This window comes from Oceanobacillus timonensis (assembly GCF_900166635.1).
Lineage (GTDB): Bacteria > Bacillota > Bacilli > Bacillales > Amphibacillaceae > Oceanobacillus > Oceanobacillus timonensis.
Genome location: NZ_LT800497.1, coordinates 253,564 through 271,841 on the forward strand (window position 1 = coordinate 253,564; position 18,278 = coordinate 271,841).

19 protein-coding genes and 1 riboswitch are annotated in these 18,278 nt (G+C 40.1%); of the genes, 11 read left to right on the forward strand and 8 right to left on the reverse strand.

Translation table 11 applies throughout. From position 1 onward, the window contains the following. Window positions 1–16 precede the first annotated feature (16 nt). The 4 genes from B7E05_RS01625 to B7E05_RS01640 form a co-directional block, all read right to left on the reverse strand. Entirely contained in the window at window positions 17–793 is a 777-nt protein-coding gene (locus B7E05_RS01625) for a sulfite exporter TauE/SafE family protein (protein ID WP_080872002.1), read from the reverse strand. Between the two features lie 110 nt (window positions 794–903). Next, entirely contained in the window at window positions 904–2,235 is a 1,332-nt protein-coding gene (locus tag B7E05_RS01630) for an amidohydrolase family protein (protein WP_245832914.1), read from the reverse strand. A 103-nt stretch (window positions 2,236–2,338) separates the two neighbouring features. Continuing rightward, window positions 2,339–2,788: a hypothetical protein gene (locus B7E05_RS01635; RefSeq protein WP_080872004.1), complete on the reverse strand. Its 450-nt coding sequence runs from the start codon at window positions 2,786–2,788 to the stop codon at window positions 2,339–2,341. Further along, window positions 2,785–3,645 carry a DUF3100 domain-containing protein gene (locus B7E05_RS01640; protein WP_080872005.1) on the reverse strand — a complete coding sequence of 287 codons (861 nt, stop codon included), beginning with the start codon at window positions 3,643–3,645 and terminating at the stop codon, window positions 2,785–2,787. Before B7E05_RS01640 ends, B7E05_RS01635 begins: the two co-directional genes overlap by 4 nt. A gap of 267 nt (window positions 3,646–3,912) precedes the next feature. Then, a riboswitch (purine riboswitch) is annotated at window positions 3,913–4,014 on the reverse strand. Window positions 4,015–4,225: 211 nt separating this feature from the next. On the opposite strand from B7E05_RS01640, the gene B7E05_RS01645 reads away from it, so the two are divergent. From B7E05_RS01645 to manA, 3 genes are all read left to right on the forward strand, one after another. Next, entirely contained in the window at window positions 4,226–4,891 is a 666-nt protein-coding gene (locus B7E05_RS01645; RefSeq protein ID WP_080872006.1) for a sigma factor-like helix-turn-helix DNA-binding protein, read from the forward strand. 37 nt (window positions 4,892–4,928) lie between these two features. Next, window positions 4,929–5,501, forward strand: coding sequence for an ATP-dependent Clp endopeptidase proteolytic subunit ClpP (clpP, locus tag B7E05_RS01650; protein WP_080872007.1), 573 nt, complete (start codon window positions 4,929–4,931; stop codon window positions 5,499–5,501). A gap of 188 nt (window positions 5,502–5,689) precedes the next feature. Continuing rightward, window positions 5,690–6,646, forward strand: a complete 957-nt coding sequence (gene manA, locus B7E05_RS01655) for a mannose-6-phosphate isomerase, class I (RefSeq protein WP_080872008.1) — start codon at window positions 5,690–5,692, stop codon at window positions 6,644–6,646. A gap of 58 nt (window positions 6,647–6,704) precedes the next feature. On the opposite strand, the gene B7E05_RS01660 is transcribed toward manA, so the two are convergent. From B7E05_RS01660 to B7E05_RS01675, 4 genes are all read right to left on the reverse strand, one after another. Beyond that, a complete protein-coding gene (locus tag B7E05_RS01660; RefSeq protein ID WP_080872009.1) occupies window positions 6,705–7,619 on the reverse strand; it encodes a PTS system mannose/fructose/sorbose family transporter subunit IID in 915 nt (304 codons plus the stop codon). A 19-nt stretch (window positions 7,620–7,638) separates the two neighbouring features. Beyond that, the gene (locus tag B7E05_RS01665) at window positions 7,639–8,436 is read right to left on the reverse strand and encodes a PTS mannose/fructose/sorbose transporter subunit IIC (RefSeq protein WP_245833218.1); all 798 of its coding nucleotides are present in this window, start codon (window positions 8,434–8,436) and stop codon (window positions 7,639–7,641) included. A 35-nt stretch (window positions 8,437–8,471) separates the two neighbouring features. Further along, complete coding sequence (locus B7E05_RS01670) at window positions 8,472–9,452, reverse strand: mannose/fructose/sorbose PTS transporter subunit IIA (protein WP_080872011.1); 981 nt, start codon at window positions 9,450–9,452, stop codon at window positions 8,472–8,474. 426 nt (window positions 9,453–9,878) lie between these two features. After that, window positions 9,879–10,253 carry a DUF956 family protein gene (locus B7E05_RS01675; RefSeq protein ID WP_080872012.1) on the reverse strand — a complete coding sequence of 125 codons (375 nt, stop codon included), beginning with the start codon at window positions 10,251–10,253 and terminating at the stop codon, window positions 9,879–9,881. A gap of 146 nt (window positions 10,254–10,399) precedes the next feature. Here B7E05_RS01675 and B7E05_RS01680 point away from each other — a divergent pair, with 146 nt between their 5' ends. The 8 genes from B7E05_RS01680 (at window position 10,400) to B7E05_RS01715 (ending at window position 18,276) form a co-directional block, all read left to right on the forward strand. Continuing rightward, on the forward strand, window positions 10,400–11,296 hold the full coding sequence (locus tag B7E05_RS01680; RefSeq protein WP_080876182.1) for a macrolide 2'-phosphotransferase: 897 nt from the start codon (window positions 10,400–10,402) through the stop codon (window positions 11,294–11,296). A gap of 248 nt (window positions 11,297–11,544) precedes the next feature. Beyond that, the gene (locus tag B7E05_RS01685) at window positions 11,545–11,868 is read left to right on the forward strand and encodes a PadR family transcriptional regulator (protein WP_080872013.1); all 324 of its coding nucleotides are present in this window, start codon (window positions 11,545–11,547) and stop codon (window positions 11,866–11,868) included. After that, window positions 11,865–12,737: a permease prefix domain 1-containing protein gene (locus tag B7E05_RS01690; RefSeq protein ID WP_080872014.1), complete on the forward strand. Its 873-nt coding sequence runs from the start codon at window positions 11,865–11,867 to the stop codon at window positions 12,735–12,737. Before B7E05_RS01685 ends, B7E05_RS01690 begins: the two co-directional genes overlap by 4 nt. A gap of 3 nt (window positions 12,738–12,740) precedes the next feature. Next, window positions 12,741–13,751 carry a TolB family protein gene (locus B7E05_RS01695; RefSeq protein WP_080872015.1) on the forward strand — a complete coding sequence of 337 codons (1,011 nt, stop codon included), beginning with the start codon at window positions 12,741–12,743 and terminating at the stop codon, window positions 13,749–13,751. Between the two features lie 147 nt (window positions 13,752–13,898). Next, a complete protein-coding gene (locus B7E05_RS01700; protein WP_080872016.1) occupies window positions 13,899–14,741 on the forward strand; it encodes an aldo/keto reductase in 843 nt (280 codons plus the stop codon). Window positions 14,742–14,874: 133 nt separating this feature from the next. After that, a complete protein-coding gene (locus tag B7E05_RS01705; RefSeq protein ID WP_080872017.1) occupies window positions 14,875–15,207 on the forward strand; it encodes a YflT domain-containing protein in 333 nt (110 codons plus the stop codon). A 361-nt stretch (window positions 15,208–15,568) separates the two neighbouring features. Further along, a complete protein-coding gene (locus tag B7E05_RS01710) occupies window positions 15,569–16,366 on the forward strand; it encodes an SDR family oxidoreductase (protein WP_080872018.1) in 798 nt (265 codons plus the stop codon). A 26-nt stretch (window positions 16,367–16,392) separates the two neighbouring features. Continuing rightward, a complete protein-coding gene (locus B7E05_RS01715) occupies window positions 16,393–18,276 on the forward strand; it encodes a BglG family transcription antiterminator (protein WP_080872019.1) in 1,884 nt (627 codons plus the stop codon). The last annotated feature ends 2 nt before the right edge of the window (window positions 18,277–18,278 follow it).

The following is an 18,278-nucleotide window of genomic DNA, read 5'->3' on the forward strand; positions in this document are numbered from 1 at the left end:
CGGAAGGTGCGCTTTTTTAATGCTCCAACACCAAACTGCCAAGCATATAAACAGAAGAAATAATCGTAATAACCGCAATGAAAATTTTCAATTGTTCCACCGGCACCCTGTTAGCAATCCGGGACCCAGCTACAATCCCAATCGTTGTCCCAACTAAACTAAACAAAATAAAGCTCTGCATATTATCAATGCTTGCATATGAGAAATACCCAAAAATAGACGGCAGGGCAATAATAACAGAGTTTAATAGCCCGACACCGACGGCAGTGCGGATATTGACACCTAAGCTTGCCAGCAATGGTACAACTAAAATCGGACCGCCTGCACCTGTTAAAGCGCAAATCACTGCGGTCAGCACACCCAGCAAGATAATCCATACGGGTTGTTTTAACATAAACGATTTACTATTTTCATCCTCACTGTCGGGTTCTGCATTGTTTTTCTTAAGTATAATCGAAAGTCCGGCAAACAGGACAAATAAGTAAAGCAGCAACTTCGCCAGGGTTTCGGAAATCAGTACGTTAACTTGCACACCGAGAAAGGCTCCGGGCAGACTGCCGATGCTTAAATAAAGGGCTAATTTGAAATCCATATATTTCAGTTTCCAGTACGAATAGGCACCGATAACACCTGCAACCAGAAATGCCAGAAAGCTGAGTGCCAAGGAGTCATAGACAGGTAATCCCAGAAAGCCGACATAAATAATCGGCAGCAGGAAGCCGGAGACACCGGATAATCCCACTAATATCCCAATAATTAAATTTGCTATAAATACAATAAAAAACGTTAACATCGAAGCGACCTCAACTCTCTTAAAACTTGGAAGTTCATAAAACTGTTTAAACAAGGAGAAGAGCGCTTTAACATGGCGTTAAACCGCTCTGCCCGTTTTAAAAATGATAATTAAATTTTAGCACGAATAATCAAGTCGTCCATAGCCTTTTTACTTTCATATTGAATGCGTTCTTCGTCCAGTGTCAGCACTTCTCTGTTTTTCATTAATATTTTTCCATTCACAATCACATCTGCCACATCCTTGCTATTCGCAGATTCAATTAATGTATTTGTCAGCTGATGTGTCGGTGCAATATGCGGCTGATCCATATCGATTAAAATCATATCCGCTTTTTTATCAACCTCTATGGTGCCAAACTGATCATCCTGTAACATAGCTTTTGCACCGCCAAGTGTCGCCATATCCAAAATATTCTTGGACGGCATGACGACCGGATCAAAGATAGGAACGCCCCAGAAAGCACGCATCAACGATTTGAAAACTTTCATTTGATCGAATAAGCTCAAACCGGAATGCGCGGCACCATCTGTCCCTAAACCGATATCGACGCCTTTTTGCATCAGACCGGGAGATTTGGTAAACCCTTTTCCAGCATTACTGATCGGGCAATGAACAACCTTACTATTATATTGTTGGATAAGCTCCATTTCATGTTCGGATAGGAGAATACTGTGAGCACCTAAGAAATTTTCATCCAGTACGCCTAAGGATTCTAAAAGTTCATATGGACGCATTTGGAAATTTTCCAGGCAGTAGCTGATTTCATTCGGATATTCATTCATATGTGTCTGCATGCCTGTTCCGTCTGCCTTTGCCAATTCATAAACTTTCTGAATCAATTCAGGTGTACATGTAATAAGCGAACGTAAGGAATACCAGACGTGGATACGTCCGTCCGCCTTGCCGTGATAGGTATCAAACAGATTTTTGCTTTTTTGAATATTATCTTCCATAGTTGTTTTCATGGATTCGGGGATAGCTGCACCAGTATCCATTGTAGAACAAGACAGTACACCGCGTAACCCGGAAGACGCTACCGCTTCCGCAACCTTATGCATATAACTCCCGCCTGCATCAATAAAACCGGTTGTTCCGGACTTCAACATTTCCAGGCAGCTTAATTCTGCGCTGATGGCTACATCTTCTTCTCGCAGATTACTTTCAAATGGAACCATAATCCGTGTCCAGATCATCGGATATTCATCAGAAATTCGTCCGCGCAAAAGTTGTTGATTCGTATGGGTATGTGCATCAATAAGGCCGGGCATGACAAGTTTACCTTTTCCATCTAAAATTTCTTTCGCTTGATATATTTGCGTGGCGTTATCTTCTTCCATCGCTATGATTTTTTGATCTTGGATAACGATATTTTGCCCATGTTTGATTTCAAACGCAGGGGTTAATATCGAACAATGCTTTATCAGTAAATCTGCATTCATTTTCATTCTCCTTTGAAACCACATTGAAAAAGACTGTGTGATCAGTCTTTTCAAAAGTTCGTTTATTTCCATTATAGTATCCAGGCAACTTGGCCTGTTCCGTTTAAAAAGCGTTTGTTACGGTTAAAAATGCTTGCGCAAAGACTGCTTGCAGCAGGAAGGTTCCAGTAAATACAAATATGGCGATAATCACCATTTTCCAACTTTGGCTCATAAAGGCTTTAAAATCAAGTCCGATTCCTGCCAGCGTACCAACGATAGTAATTGGCGCTGTAAAGGAAATCAGTGAGGTCCAGTAAATAATTGGTTCTGAAATCGGTGAAATCGGAATGGCTAATAGCAAACCGGTCAAGGCAACATACACTACTGCGGGTATTTTTAACGGAACCAGTTTCGCGATAAATATACCGATAAATGCAATGCTGGATAAAATTAATACACCAGGGATTGATTCTAAAATCGAAACATCATTTTGAAAAAAGTTTGCAATAATCGTTGTCAGGACAGATGTAAATAAAAGCGAAATGGTCCAATCTTTCATGCTCATATTCATTGTGAGACCCTGCTTTCTGCTGCTGGTGCATTTTTATATTTCCTTTGACGTCTCATTCTCGGCTCTAACCAGGCATACAATTTATTGACTAGTGGCAACGAAATAAACAGCGTAAAGTAAATTCCGGTGATTGCCGATAACATATCACTCATTCCGGCCAGCATGACGATTTGGTCTGCGTAAGCTGGATAAATGGTTGCCAGGGTACTGGAAGCTGCTGCCATCATCACGCCGCTGCCGACACCGCTTGCCATGGCCAGCGCCAGTGGATGGAAAAAGTCAAAAGATGCAACAATACTTGCTAATAAACCGAGATACGTTGTTCCAATGAGAAAACCGATAATATATATCGAAAGGGAGCCCCGTGCTTCCGCGGAGTTTGCTCCGTACTTACTGCAAATGAGTCCATAATCTTTATCACGGTTGGTAGAACTGGTTGCGCCGATGGCTTCTCTTTTTAACCCCAGAAATAAAGCGATGGGGAGCGCAAATAACATTGTTCCAATCGTTCCGAACTCCTGAAAAACGAGAGCCGGACCAACATTGACAAGTTCAGGAAGATTCGATCCTGCCATGACACCGATTTTTGCCATGAATGGAGAAATAGCAACCAAAACAAGCTGGGAAGCCTTTTTCGTTTCTTTCTTTTTAAGGAACCGGAGTACATCTTTTCCGAATATAATACTGATGATAATAGCAAATAGCATCGGATAAAGCACAATCAAAGCAGAACCGACACTGAATTCGATGGTTCCAATAAGCTCGGCGATAAGAACAATTCCAAATGCAATCGTATATAGTCGCCAGTTTTCTTTCAAATGTCCCATAATCGTGGTTTTTTGCTGTGCTTTTTCCATGTTGTGTTTTTCCTCCTTAAATATCTTGCCTGAAAATAAAAAACGCTAGTATGTTTCTATTACTAGCGTTTTCGGCTTGATATATGAAAAACACAAAAAAGACCAACAGCATATACAGGTTAGGCTGGTACACGTGATATGACAGCTTTTCTTTACTTATCTAAGCAAAGGGTGCGTTAACGTACACTGAAAGAGAGATGAAAAGAATTCAATCTCATCACAGCAACATATACCTGTAAGTGGAAAAAGATAACATCTTAATCTGATTGATCGATTGTGATTTTCCATAGTCAAACCATTTACGGTAGTTTGGTAGAAACTTTTGGACCCTATTTCCAAATTTATATGGATAATCAAAATGCGAACGTTTTTTGTTCGTTTCATTTAATTGTTCGTTTATTAGTAATTTACATCAATGTGATTAGAATGTCAAAGGGTTTTTTAATAGGAATTATCATATTAAAGCGATAGTATAGGAAATAAAGCTTGATTAGAAGAATATAGAAAAATGTATCACCCCATATCTTTTTGTACGATAGAATCGTTTCTGTTATAGAGAAGCGTAAAAGGAGTGAGTGACATGTGCGCCAGGCCTGGCATAAATAGAAATGAAGAAGATATTAGCTTTCACACCATGTACCGCCGACTTTCTTATTATTGTTTTTTCTTGTCTCCAAATAAATGGGATGGAGAAGAATTAGTACAGGAAACCGTGAAGAAAGCACTGATAAGCTATGGAAATCCGGATTCTTGGAATGTAACGTTACTGAAAAAAATAGCTTATCATGTGTGGATAGATAAAAATCGAAGCAAATTAAATGAATCAGAACATTTTTTGGAAGAGAAACTGGAGCCGAAAAGTAATTATGAAGAAATAGAAGCACTGGTGATGAGGTTGCTTTCTTTCATGACGGTCAAACAACTGCTGGTATTTCTGATGAAGGATGTATTCGCATATCGGATTAATGAGATTGCAGAGAACTGTGAAATGTCTGAGACAGCAGTGAAAGCGATGCTAAACAGAGCGAGAAAACATATACAGAATATAAATGAGGAAGAAGTTTCAGAAGCTGCTGGTGACAACCTTTCTGAAAATACGGAGGAAAGGTTTGTTCAAGTGGTTGTTCATGCAATTAAAGCAAATGATCCGTTCATTCCTGCTATATTTATGACAAATTATCCGATACTGCTATTACGTTATCAGACACATCGTCCTTCTTCTTACGCTTTCTCGATGGCAGCATAGACTGTCGTAATTTATGCGTGTTACAAGGAGGATGAATATGAATACGGTACCTTATGTGATTGAACAATCCAACCGTGGAGAGCGGTCTTACGATATTTTTTCACGATTGTTAAAGGATCGAATTATTATGGTCAGTGATGAAGTAAATGACCAGATGGCTAACAGCATAGTTGCGCAACTGTTATTTTTAGCTGCGGAGGATGCAGAAAAGGACATTTCAATTTATGTCAATAGCCCTGGAGGATCGACTTCCGCAGGTTTTGCTATTTTTGACACGATGCAATTTATTAAGCCGGATGTTCGTACTATATGCACAGGTTTAGCCGCTTCCATGGGAGCATTGCTGCTGTTGTCTGGAACGAAAGGGAAGCGTTTTGCCCTTCCTAATAGTGAAATCATGCTGCATCAGCCGCTAGGAGGAGCACGCGGACAAGCAACAGAAATTGATATTTCAGCAAAGCGAATTATCAAGCTCCGGGAAAAACTTAATCAGATTATTGCGGAGCATTCCGGTCAGCCTGTTGAGAAGGTAGCGGCGGATACAGAGCGTGATTATTTTTTAAGTGCGGAAGAAGCAAAAGAATATGGGTTAATAGATTCAATTATTTAATTGGCGAAATTGGGCTGTCCAATAAAGAGACAGCCCATTTTTACAATGGGCATGGCATGGTGGTGAAATATCATGTGTTTGTAAGAATGACAAAGAAGTTTAGATAACAGGAAGGGTTCTCCTTTGGTTACACCCCTCACTTGTAGTAAAGTTATTGTAAGAGAGAAAATATTCTGAGGAGGATTGGTATGTATAACGAGCCTATTTTTTTAGAACCGGTATTGCAGGAACGGATTTGGGGAGGAAATAAGCTGCATACAGAATTTGGTTACTCGACACCTTATGAGCATACAGGAGAGGCGTGGGTAATCTCTGCGCATCCCAATGGACCAAGCAGAATCAAAAATGGGCCTTTGGAAGGGCATACACTTCAAGAAGCGTGGGAAGACCATGAAATTTTATTTAATCGGGCAGAAGCTGCAGGCGAAACGTACCCGCTTCTTGTAAAAATACTGGACGCAAATCAGAATCTCTCCGTGCAGGTGCATCCAGATGATACGTATGCACTGGAAAAGGAGGGCGTTCCTTATGGAAAGACAGAATGCTGGTATGTGCTGGATGCGGAACCAGGTGCGGAATTAGTTTTAGGCCATCACGCCAAGACGCGTGAAGAATTAAAACAAGCCATGGCAAATGGTGAATGGGATACATTATTAAAACGTGTTCCCGTCACAGCAGGAGATTTTGTTTATGTACCCAGCGGAACCATTCACGCCATTGGAGCAGGGATCATGATTTTAGAGACACAGCAGAGTTCAGATATTACGTACCGTGTTTATGATTATGAACGGACGGATGAGCAGGGAAATGCGAGAACGTTACACTTGGAGCAGGCTGCTGAAGTAACAAATATACCTCATGAAGATCCAAAAACGGAAAGCATTCAAGAAACAATAGAAGACTTGACGGCTCGCAAACTGGTCGAGGAAAGTTATTTTACAGTTTATCATTGGGACCTGAAAGGGGACGCCGTACTGGAACGAAAAAATGATTTTCTGCAGGTGAGTGTGATAAAAGGGAAGGCGGTAATTCAGACAGGTAATCAAAGATTCTCCATTGAAAAAGGAACACATTTTATTATTCCAAACACGATAAAGCAATTTTCACTGCAAGGGAATGCGGAAATGATTGTATCGCACCCTTAAAAGACCACCAGACAGCACTGGTGGTCTTTTCCTCGTCATATACAAGTTAGACGCATGATTACATCAGATGAAGCACGTGGAATACAATACCAACGACGAACAGCCCAAGAATCATGGTAATTGGTGACACTCTCTTTCGGAGCAGCCACATACAGAGAAGCGTCAGCAACAAACCTGCCAGGCCGGGAATTAAACTGTCTAAGTTGTCTTGTAAGGTTGTAACCTCTGTTTGGGTTAATGCCCGGCCCTCATCTTGTTGCAGCAATGCCGACTGAATTCCTTCTGCCCCGGATGGTAAGTTATCCCAATCAATATAAGCGCCGTCACCAAGCTGGACTTCCGATACGGTTGGCGTAAAGCTTACATCGACCCAGCGGTTTACCAAGGCACCGAGGATGAACATACCCAGGATGGAAGCGCCTTTCGTAATATCCTGAAGCAATCCGCCTGATAGGTCATCAGTGATTTTTTCTCCTGCTCTGTAACCAAGTTCCTGTGAATACCATAAGAATCCCATCCGGACCACATTCCATAAAACGAAGAAGAGGATAGGTCCAAGGATATTTCCGGATACTGCGAGAGAAGCCCCTAAGGAACCGAGAATCGGCCGGAGGGTAAACCAGAAAATTGGATCTCCAATACCGGCTAAAGGACCCATCATGCCGACTTTTACACCTTGAATTGCCTTGTTTTCAACAGGTGCACCATTTGCGCGCTCTTCTTCCAGCGCTAACGTGACCCCAATAATCGGAGAAGCAACATAGGGGTGTGTATTAAAAAATTCTAAGTGACGCTGCAATGCAGCAGAACGGTCTTCTTTTGTTTTATACAATCTTTTGATTGCGGGAATCATGGAAAATGCCCAGCCGCCGTTTTGCATCCGTTCATAGTTCCAAGAACCTTGAAGGAATGTGGAGCGCCACCAAATAGCAATGCGGTCTCTTCTGGATAATTTGATTTCTTCTTGTGCCATCTTCAAATCCTCCTTCTTTTTAATAATCGTCTATAATATCGCCCAGCGGGTCACCAGTGTTTCCGCCACCGCCACCAGAACCGCCTTGTTTTGTCAGTGCTATATAAATAAGGGCAAGTGCTACACCAATACCTCCAAAACCGACAAGCGTAATATCTGGAATTGTTGCCAGTACGAAACCAATAGCAAAGAAAGGCCATACTTCTTTGGTAGCCATCATATTGATAACCATTGCATAACCAACAGCTACGACCATTCCGCCGCCGACTGCCAAACCATCTGTTAACCAGTCAGGCATCGCTTGGAGCATATCTCTAACTGGAGCTGCACCAATAGCTACAATCAACGCAGCTGGAATCGCAATACGTAAACCTTGCATGCAGATGGCAACTACATGCCACATTTCAATTTTCCTAAAGTTACCGTCCTTCGCTGCCGCGTCCATTAAATGGACTATCCCGGTTGCGAGGGTCCGCACGATGATAGTCAATAACAGACCTGCAACAGCTAGTGGAATCGCAATTGCGATAGCAGAGTTTACACCCGATGTTCCCTGTCCTCCTAAAACGAGGATAATAGCAGATGCAACGGAGGCTAAGGCTGCATCCGGTGCTACAGCAGCTCCAATATTTGCCCAGCCTAATGCAATAAACTGCAAACTGCCGCCCAGGATAACGCAAGCGGTTACTTCGCCGGTAACCAAACCGATTAGCGTACAAGCAACAAGCGGCTGGTGCAACTGGAATTCATCCAGGATTCCTTCAATACCAGCGATAAATGCCACAATAATAATTAGTATGATTTGAATCATTGTCAAATCCATGGTGGTTAATCCTCCTTTTTATCCAATAATCAGGATGATGCCTGTCTATCTATCTCTGCTTGAGCTCTTCTTAAAATATCGTCCATATTGGCTCCATGGTTATCCGGAACTTTACGTACATCAAACGCTACACCTAATTCTTTGAGCTTTTTGAAAGCATCAATATCATTCTGATCAAAGGCCAGTACCTTATCCAACTGGACTTTACCAGTTGAGTGTGACATGGAGCCGACGTTAATGGTATCCAGCGGAACGCCGCCTTCCACCGCTCGAAGGGCATCTTGCGGATTTTCAAACAAGAGTAACGCCCTTTGGCCGCCAAAATGCTGATCATCTTTTGCGAGTTCGATCATTTTTTGAATAGGAACGGTATGTGCTTTTATACCGGAAGGAGCAGCCTGTTGAATCAACTTCTTACGGAGTTCATCCTTTGCTACCGTGTCCGATACAACAATGATACGAGTGGGTGATGTACTTCTCGTCCAGGAAGTGGCTACCTGCCCGTGCAGTAAACGAGAGTCGATACGTGCTAACACGTACTCGAATGACCCCGGAGCTCCTTTGCTGGCTCCGGAAGAATCGCCATCCGCTTCAGCAGCCGCTGCTGGTTCCAATTCTTCCGGCTTTACTTTCACTGCTTCTTTTGCTGTCCCTATAATATGGCCTGCTATTTCGTGCGCTGTGTTCATGGATAAACGCGATGCATAAGATTCAATCACCATTGCCAAGTTCAAACCGGCAACGATAGCCCATTTATCTTCGTGTCCTTCTATCAAACTGTTGGCCTGGTTGAAAGGAGTTCCGCCCCAAAGATCGACTAAGAATAATACGTCATCTTGGTTATCGAAAGAGGCGATTGCTTTCTCCATTTTTGCTCTAACATCATTGGGGCCTTCACTAGGCATCAATGTAACGGCTTCTACATTTTCTTGTTCACCGAAGATCATTGCTGCGGATTGCAAGATACCGGTAGCAAATTCACCATGAGTAGCAATGATAATTCCTACCATCTTTTTACCTCCTCTTGTTATGATAATAAAAAACATGGTGAGCTTATAAAGCAATATCTTAACTATGGTAAAGCGCTTTCACAACGCTTAAAAATAATAAAAGGCATGAATGAAAATGGATTAAATGAAGACAGAGGTATGCTATCGACCCCTTTATGCTTCATTTAATCACGACCTTTCACCCATGCCTGAATATGTCAGTAACACGAAAAATAATTACAAGGCTTATCCAAATTCGTTTTTGAAACCGCCTTCATTATATTATGAAATTTACTTTATTAAGCTCCCAACTAAATTATAGCACGCCAATTTTTCCCTTTCAATAAGAATTTTATTTTAATTTATCTTATCTAAAACGACTTATCAGGAAACAACGGTAGGGTAGCGCTAAACATGCTAAGTTACAGGATATCTATTAAAATATTATTATCCTTTTTTAAATACATGTTTGACGTTTCGTTTCATGACGTCAACAGCACTTAGTGATTGCACCAAACGGTTTGGATCAACGTATTCACGAATAGATCGCAAGACTTTTTTGGAGTTCTTCGAGGAGAATGAAAATGTTCCATTCTGCTTCGTCTGAATGGCATAACGTGGAATCCATTTCCCTTTGAACATCACAGAAGCAATTACGTAATCTACTTCTTCCCACGGAATTTGAATATACTTGCGAACGTCCCGTTTGTTGAAAAATTCAAAACCTTTATCTCCAATCATAATCTTTCCATAATCAGATACGCCTGTATGTGACGTTGCTTCAATAACTAAATCGACTTTTGTATTGATAGACTGGACCATTTCATCTCCTCCTATCTTCTTTAATTATTATTATACACGCATTATAAAGGGAAGTAAAAAGACTTGGAACAAGGGAGATATTGCAAACCCAATACCATACTGCTAGGATAAATCTAACGATAATAACGGAGAAGGATGTGGCAGATTTGGATAAACAAACGGTGACAGAGTTAGCTGCAACGTATGGATTGGATTTAAGACAGGAGTCGATTCACTTTAATGAATCAGGATTGGATTTTCTGGTTGCTAATGCGGAAGATACAGGTGGAGCGGAATGGATTTTAAGGATTCCCAGACGGGATGATGTGATGGAGCGGACGGTGGACGAACAAAAAGTTTTAGAAGTGGCCCATCAGTATGTGCCCTTTCAAGTTCCTGTCTGGTCGATTTATGAAAAAGATTTAATTGCCTATAAAAAACTGGACGGTGTTCCTGCTGGTACCATTGACCCAGACATACAAAATTACGTATGGAAAATGGATATTGAAAATATTCCGGAGCAATTTCATCAGACGCAGGGAGAGATACTGGCTTCTTTGCATACGGTTCCTAAAGAAGCAGTGAAAAAAGCGGGTGTCCCTGCCCATTCAGCAGGAGAAGCGAAAGCATCGATGAAAGAAAGGATAGAGAAGGTGAAGAAGCAGTTTGGCGTTGCAGATGACCTTTGGAATCGCTGGCAGGCATGGCTGAATAATGATGAATTATGGCCGCAAGAAACAGGGCTGATGCATGGGGATTTGCATGCTGGACATATGATGATTGATGGAGACACAAGGGTCATTGGTTTAATTGATTGGACTGAAGCAAAGGTAACAGATGTTTCCAACGACTTTGTCTTTCAATATAAAGCTTTTGGCGAAGAGGCGCTGGAAAAACTGATTCATTATTACAAGCAAGCAGGCGGCATCTATTGGCCGAAAATGAAAGAGCATATTATAGAATTGGATGCGGCCTATGCAGTGGCGATTGCAGAATTTGCAATGATTTCCGGTGTGGAAGAGTATGAACAGATGGCTAAGGAAGCATTGGGAGTAATTAAGTAAGACTTATGGTATGATTTCGTTGTATCAAGAAAGACAGAAACAGATGAATCGTCATTTTCTGTTTCGCTAATGGGTGCTTTTCTTTAAAAAGGAATGACACCCTTTTTGAAAATAAGCAGGGTTCACTCCGTTGATCTTCTTCATAGTAGGAAACAGGAAAAATCATTCACCTGTTTCTCTAAATTTTATTTTGATACCTTGCTTTACGATGTACATCGTAATACAATGTCGAAAAGAGGTGATATGAAATGGACCGAGAAATCATGAAGGGAAGTATTGATATTTTATTGCTTAATCTACTATCTGGTAAAGATATGTACGGTTATGAAATGGTAAAGGTACTGAAAGACAAAAGTGATCAATTGTATAACATGGGGGAGGGAACACTTTACCCTGCTTTAAAGCGAATGGAGAAAAAGCAGTGGCTTCAGTCCTATTGGTCGGAAACACAACATGGCAGAAGGAAGTACTACCAGATAACAGATGAAGGTAATGCTATTTTAGAAAAGAAACTGGAAGAATGGAATAATATCAATCATTTAATAACAAAAACATCCGGGGATTTATCATGAACCGGATTGAAAAACATGTAGAAGATGTGCTGAAACAGATGCAAAGTCCAGAAGATGAACGTGAGGAGATAAGAGAGGAGCTGCTCAGTCATTTAAACGAGGCGAAAAGCAATTATATCAGCGAGGGTCTCTCTGAAAAACAAGCAGAGAAACAAGTAATAGACGCATTTGGGAATTCGCATCGGATTGGACGGGAATTACAGGAATCGAAGTATCCGTTTCAACGGGGGTTATTGTATCTAATAGGTATCATTACACTCTTGTTCGGCATTATTTTTTATGTGAATCTTGCCTTTGTTATCCGTGAGCCTGATCCTGTCTGGCTGGCCATTCAGTTGTTGGCGGGTAGTACTGTCGTATTAGCAGCCATTAATATTTCCTTCGTCGGGCGTTACTTTTATTTGCTGAATGTACTGCTTATGCTCCACATTATCTGGAATGGGATTAATGTTGTATTGATGCAAAGTTTATCACAGTGGCAGGCTGTCCTTTTCAGTGTTTATTTGTTTATTCTGATTGGATTAGACCTTCTATTTGTTTTTCGAAATTCCTATTATTCTACCAATCAAGCAGAGCGCAAACTGCAGAAACAGGGATTCGTCAAATTCAGTTATATGATGAATCTGCTGTATGGAATCATTATTATCGTTGTGTGTTTGTTCTTCTTGTGGACATTCCTTGCTTTCACCGGGCCAAGCGTAGCAGCCTTTATTATGCTGATTCCGATTCTGATCTGGTTGATTTTTTATAAATATCAAATGAGATTCATTGCCAGAAAACCGGTACTATCTCTTGCGACAGGACTGTTGGTTTCTGCATTAGCTCTTGTGATATCTTTTGCTATTCTCAGATTTTCTATTGGAGGGTAAAAAATGTCATTAAAATGGAAAAATATAAGCTTCATCGCCGGGGTGGTTCTATTATTTCTTATTCTTTGGGGAACAGGCTATTTAGCCGGGGGCGCTGAGGGTTACTCCGGTTTTGGTGAGTCTACCGATATTTCACCGGATGATGAGGAAATAACCTTTATTTATGAACACGAGGGCAAATCTGCCGTTTATACAGCGCCTGTTAACGGTGGCAATGCGGAACTGGTAGCCGAAGCCGCGGAAGGAAATTCTCTGCTTAACCCGGTATTTTCCCCTAATGGTGAAGAAATTGCCTATGTTGAACAATGGGAAGAAGATGATGAACAACCGCTTGGAAAACTGATGCTTATCGATCGTGAAAGTGGAGAGAAAAAAGAAGTCACAGATAAGGAAGGATTAGTGACCGAAGCTGCTTTTGCGCCCGATGGTCAGACTTTATTTTATCTTGAAGCTGGTGTACACACAAATTATTCTCCAATTGCATCAGAGCGGCCCCATGGTTTCGATGTTTACCGCGTTGATTTGGAAACAGAGGAGACGGAGCAGGTTACAAACAAAGATGCTTATGATATGTCTGACTTAGATGTAACGCCTGATGGAGAGGAACTGATGTATCGAAATTATGATGAAAAAGACCAGGTTGTATTTCACAATTTGGAAGATGAAAGCGAGACAAAAGTTGTTCCAAAAGGAAAATTCGCTTCAGGTGCACCGATTATATCCTCGCCTGCATTGTCACCAGATGGAGAGTATGTTGCTTTTGCTGATGTAGCCAAAACAGGTGAAGATGGTAATTATATTTACGAAGGGTTCCAAATGGATTTAGAGACAAAGCAAGCAGAGCAGATAACGTCATTTAGTGAACATGTTACCAAACCAGTCTTTTTTCATAACCAAGATAAGCTGATTGTTACGGTGGATAAAGCATTTGCTACTTCTGAGCCGGATTACAACTATTGGGTGATTAGTGCGGATAGTGAAGAACGGGAACGCATTCAAATAGAAATTCCATGAATGGAGTTTCGCTTTATAAAGGAGAAGCGGCTATAAAACCCCCACGAGAGAAAGGTTCACTTTATACTAGAAGCTTCAGTTTATCGTTTACCTATATTTACACAAGGGAATAATAGAAGAAATAACAGATAAAAGAGGTGCTCTGTAATGGTTCAATTAGGAAACAAATCATTATTTCCAATCGGGATGGGAACCTGGCATATGGGTGACAGCCCGGCAAAACGAAAGCAGGAAATCGAAGCACTCAGATATGGATTGGAAAATGGTATTGAAGTGATTGATACTGCTGAAATGTACGGAGAAGGTAATTCGGAACAGCTTGTTGGGGAAGCTATTCAAGATGTGAACAGAGAAGATATTTATCTTATTTCTAAATTCTACCCGTTTCATGCGCAGCAGCCAGAGTTGGAAAAGGCACTGGAGGACTCCTTAAACCGGTTAGGAACGGAATATCTGGATTTGTATTTACTGCATTGGAAAAGCAGCACACCACTTGCGGAAACCATTGAAGCTTTAGAAAAATTTGTGAAAGAGGGACGTATTCGCGCTTGGGGCGTTTCCAACTTTGATGTCAAAGATGTCGAGGGAATGTGGGAAGTAAAAGGCGGAGAAAATAGTACTGCAAATCAGGTTCTGTATAATATAGCCAGCAGAGGAATTGAATATGATTTACTTCCGCTGCAGAGAAACAGGGGACTTCCGACTATTGCTTATTCGCCCGCTGCTCAAGGTGATACAAGAGGAGATAAAATAACTTCAAACAAGGTGTTGCAGGAAATTGCTAGAGCGCACAATGCGACAGTGTTTCAAGTCATGCTGGCGTGGACGATTCGTCACGACGATGTTCTGGCTATTCCGCAATCCAGTGATCCAAAGCATATACAGGAAAATATAGATGCTGCCAGGATAAACTTTTCTGAAGAAGAACTGCAGCAGATAGACAAAGCATTTCCTGCACCAAAACGGAAAATGCCGTTGGATATTATTTAAGTACAATGATGTTACTGCATTACATGTATAAAATAAATCCAAAGTGGCATCATAAATTCTGTCATGAAGATGTTTCGTTTTATGTGAATCGGGAAAACAATGAATGTAACATTTTACAGGAGGTAGATAAGATATGACATTCGTAAAATCTTATACAAACGATGAAATGTTAGAAAAAGACGTTAATAAGCTGAAAGATAACAACATCAACTCAGATGTAATTTTCATTCTCTCGCACGATGATGACCGGACAGCACGTATTGTGAAGAACACAGCGACAGCAGGTATCGATTATAACAAGCAGGACATCGGAGACGATTTTGAAAAACAAGGTGACGAGTTAAGAGAAAAGCTTCGTGAATTGGGAATTTCTAATGAAAATGCTGAAGAATACGAAGCGGATATGGACGAAGGAAAAGTATTTTTAATTGTGAAAGATAACGCAGCCAAAAGTATATTAGGCTAACTCTATTGGTAAAGAAAATAGAAATAGTGTCATGAAACAAGCCGAATGCATTCTTCTTTTTGAAGGAGGATGCATTCGGCTTGTTTTGTTTGGTATGGGAAATCTGGTGTTCAAACGATAAGTTTCCATTATAGATAAAGATGGACATGCCTTTTTGCTATGAAGTAGTTAGCAAAAGGGCATGGTTATTGGTGAAAATGAGGCTGGCCAAAATAAATACATATACTGAAATAGAGGCAAAGAAAACGTTGAGGAAAATGAATTATTTTCTCTTTTTCATCAATCTGCATAAAACAACAAATTAATTTTGAAAGCGATTAGAAATATAATGATGGCAGAAGAAAAATAAGGAGGCGTCGTTATGGCAAATAATTGGTTGAATTTAGAGAATAAAGTGGTTATTGTAACAGGCGGGTCATCTGGTATCGGCAGACAAATTGTTCAATCTTTTTTAGAGCAAGGTGCGATTGTATATAACACAGATTTACAGGATAATCCAATCGATCATCTACATTATCATTTTAAAGAAACGAATGTAGCGAATGAAGAAGCGGTTCGTGGTACAGTCTATTCTATTTTGGAAGAGCAGTCCCAAATTGATGTATTGGTGAATAATGCAGGTATTAATTTACCAAGGCTACTAGTAGATGCTAAGGGAGAAAGACCAGAATATGAAATGAACATGAAGGATCTTGATCTCATGCTTGGCGTTAACTTGAAAGGTCCAGTTCTCTTCAGTCAAGAAGTATCCCGTTATTTTATCAAAGCACAAAAAGGTGTTATCATCAATATCTCCAGTGAAGCTGGGCAAGAGGGATCGGAGGGGCAAAGTGTTTATTCTGCAACCAAAGCAGCTCTTATTGGCTTTACAAGAAGCTGGGCAAAGGAATTAGGAAAACACAATATACGTGTAGTTGCCATTGCACCAGGAATTTTAGAAGAAACCGGATTGAGAACACAGCAATATGAAGAAGCGCTTGCTTATACAAGAAATACAACCGTGGATCAATTAAACGGGGATTATTCTAAGTCCATTCCCATTCGCCGTGTCGGTCAATTGAATGAAGTTGCTGATTTGGTATGTTACCTGGGTTCTGAGAAGTCAAGTTATATCACTGGAACAACTATTAATATCTCTGGGGGGAAATCAAGAGGTTAATCCCCGGTTGGAATAGGGGAGAGGTTATGGAACTTAATAAGAAGCATTTAAAAATTGTAGAAGTGCTTATCTCAGATGATATTTCAACTGAGAAACTTTCCCATATGCTGGATATATCGCAACGAACGTTATCCAATTACGTGACACAAATTAATGATTATTTTAAAGGTGCTTCTCAAATTATGAAGGAGCATCATATTCTTTCCATGTTAATCCGTGATGAAAATCAATTTTTTGATCGAATGGGTAGTTTACGACAAGAAATGAACAGTTATGAGAATGAAATAAAGGATCGCCTTGACGCTGTTTTCCATCATTTATTAGATCATCAGAAAAGTACAATCGACGATATTGCCGAGGAATTATTTCTTAGTAAAAGCGTTATTAATAATATTGTATCTGCGCTAAAAGATAAACTGCAATCTTATGCAGTAGACATCAAAGGTACGCAAAATGTAGGGCTGCGGCTGGAAGGTAATGAAATTGCTATCCGTATGGTGATTATTGAACAGTTTCCAGACAGTTATCAAGAGCAGCTGATTCCTGAACAAATCGAACAGCATTTATTAGATTTGAAAAAGAAGTATAGGTTAGATGAATCTTCTTATGCCAGATTAAGATTGGCTGTACAAGTGACACTTGCCCGGCTTGAAAATGGGTACTTTATCGAAGGAGACTTAGATATTGATCAGCAGGTGTTTGAATCAGCAGATTTTAAAAACATGAAAACGCTAAAAGAAGTCATCGTCGATAAATATCATCTAGAAAAGCCAAATGAAGAAGTATTCGTTATTGTTCTCCAGCTTCTTGGACGCAGGGCCTCTATAATCGATGAAATGATGAATGAACATGAGCATTCCATGTTAGAACGTATTATAAAAAATACAATCAAAGATATTAATTATTACTTCACCATCAAAATTGATGAATCCATGTTTAGTAAAGACATTCAGCTTCATATCAAATATTTAATAAACCGTTTGATTTTTGGTGTGAAAGTAAATAACAACTTGATGGAGGATGTACAGCAGCGTTTTCCATTTGCTTATGAGTTATCACGGGTTTTAGCTGAAAATATTAAAAAAGAAATTAATATGGATGTGCCAATTAATGAGCTCGGATTTTTATCCTTATATTTTAGTGTATACCTGGAGCAGCTGGAGCAACAAATCAGGGATATTCAATCAGTCGCTATCATCACCAATCAAGGTTTAAGCACCTCGAAGTTATTAACAACCAATTTACAGAAAATCTTTCATAACCAAATTGATATTGAGGTGTTTTCTGAAGAAGCACTTGAAGCGGAAGATATTAAACAATTTGATTTAATTGTTTCTACCGTTTGGACAAATCGTTTGTTTAATAAAGTAGTTTATATTGAAAATATACTGGATACGCAATTACTGAAATTGAAAATCGAGCAATTCTTGGTTTATAAAGATGTGAAGAATAAAAAGTTATTCAATCAAAGTGTGCTTGTAGATTTTATTGAAGAAAAAGATTTTTATCACTTAGATATGTTTGATAATTATGAAGATGTTATCCGTTTTTTGGCGAGGGAGTTAATCCGTGAAGGAGCAGTCGATAGAGCGTTTGTGGAGCGTATTATTGCACGAGAACAAATGAAATCAACGGTTACAGGGAAATTAGCTTTTCCCCATGTAAGCCATTTTGAAAACGGTATTTTTATGAAGGTAGCGTTATTAGATAAACCGTTACGTGATTATCAGAATATCAATATCGTTATTTTATTAGCGACGCCGGATCAAGCTGGAAATGAAGCTGTTTTGATCAGAGTGTATGAAGAGGTGTTAGCTATGACGGCGAATAGTTATCTACTTGATAAATTGACAGACAATACGGATTATACGTCGTTTGCATATATCTTGAATCAAGAAATGAGGAAATAACC